At 64.4% G+C, this 1,575-nt stretch carries 1 protein-coding gene and 1 pseudogene; both read left to right on the top strand.

What is annotated here, in order from left to right:
- Positions 1-837, top strand: an 837-nt coding sequence (locus DBR22_RS18095) for an amidase family protein (RefSeq protein ID WP_258229283.1), incomplete at its 5' end; no start/stop codon positions are given.
- Positions 837-1,575, top strand: a pseudogene (locus tag DBR22_RS24750) (Asp-tRNA(Asn)/Glu-tRNA(Gln) amidotransferase subunit GatB); the annotation flags it as partial. The gene DBR22_RS18095 and the pseudogene DBR22_RS24750, both read left to right, overlap by 1 nt.

The following is a 1,575-nucleotide window of genomic DNA, read 5'->3' as shown; positions in this document are numbered from 1 at the left end:
CCCCACGACTCCACCTCCCTGCCGGACCCGCTGGCGGACCTCGTTGCTGCCGCCCGGACCGGCAACGTCGAAGGCATGCGGATCGGCATCATCAAGGAACTCCACGGCGAGGGCTACCAGGCCGGCGTTGAGAACCGCTTCAACGACTCCCTGGAACTGCTGAAGCAGGCCGGCGCCGAGATCGTTGAGGTCTCCTGCCCCAACTTCCAGTACGCCCTGGGCGCCTATTACCTGATCATGCCGTCGGAGGCCTCCTCCAACCTGGCAAAGTTCGACGGCGTCCGGTACGGCCTGCGGGTCCTGCCCGAAGACGGCCCGATGACCATTGAACGGGTCATGGGCGCCACCCGCGCCGCCGGCTTCGGCGACGAGGTCAAGCGCCGCATCATCCTGGGCACCTACGCCCTGAGCGCAGGCTATTACGACGCCTACTACGGTTCAGCCCAGAAGGTCCGTACGCTGGTCCAGCGCGATTTCGATGCCGCCTTCACGGTGGCGGACGTCCTGATCTCGCCCACGGCTCCCACCACAGCGTTCAAGCTGGGGGAGAAGATCAACGATCCGCTGGCCATGTACCTCAACGACGTCGCCACCATCCCGGCGAACCTCGCCGGCGTGCCGGGGCTGACCCTGCCGGGCGGCCTGGCAGACGAGGACGGACTGCCTGTTGGCATCCAGTTGCTCGCTCCTGCCAGGGAGGATGCCCGCCTTTACCGGGTGGGCGCTGTCCTGGAGTCACTGCTGGAGGCCAAGTGGGGCGGCCCGCTGTTGGCCCAGGCCCCTGAACTTGCGGCGCAACCGGTGGCCGGACTTGTCGGAACCCAGGAGGCAAAATAATGATCACTGAAGCAACCCTTAGCTTCGAAGAGGCGATGGAGAAGTACGATCCCGTCCTGGGGTTCGAGGTCCACGTTGAACTCAACACCAAGACCAAGATGTTCTCCTCTGCGCCCAACGTGTTCGGCGATGAGCCCAACACCAACGTCAACGAGGTGGACCTGGGAATGCCCGGCGTCCTGCCCGTGGTGAACAAGACAGCGATCGAGTCCTCGATCAAGATCGGCCTTGCCCTGAACTGCAAGATCGCCGAGTCCTGCACCTTTGCCCGGAAGCAGTACTTCTACCCGGACACCCCCAAGAATTTCCAGACCTCACAGTACGAAGACCCGATTGCCTACGACGGCTACCTGGACATCGAACTCTCCGACGGCACCATCTTCCGCGTCGAGATCGAGCGGGCCCACATGGAAGAGGACGCCGGCAAGCTGACCCACATGGGCGGGGCCACCGGCCGCATCCAGGGTGCGGACTTCTCACTGGTGGACTACAACCGGGCCGGCGTTCCACTCGTGGAAATCGTCACCAAGCCCATCCAGGGCGCAGGATCCCGCGCCCCCGAACTCGCCAAGGCCTATGTGGCAGCGGTCCGGGAGATCGTCAAGAACCTTGGGGTGTCCGACGCGAAGATGGAACGCGGCAACGTCCGCTGTGACGCCAACGTGTCGCTGCGCCCGCATGGCCGCGAACGGTTTGGCATCCGCTCCGAAACCAAGAACGTCAACTCGCTGCGCGCGG

The organism is Arthrobacter sp. HMWF013, from assembly GCF_003061105.1.
Lineage (GTDB): Bacteria > Actinomycetota > Actinomycetes > Actinomycetales > Micrococcaceae > Arthrobacter.
This window is presented reverse-complemented; position numbering and strand designations above follow the sequence as displayed.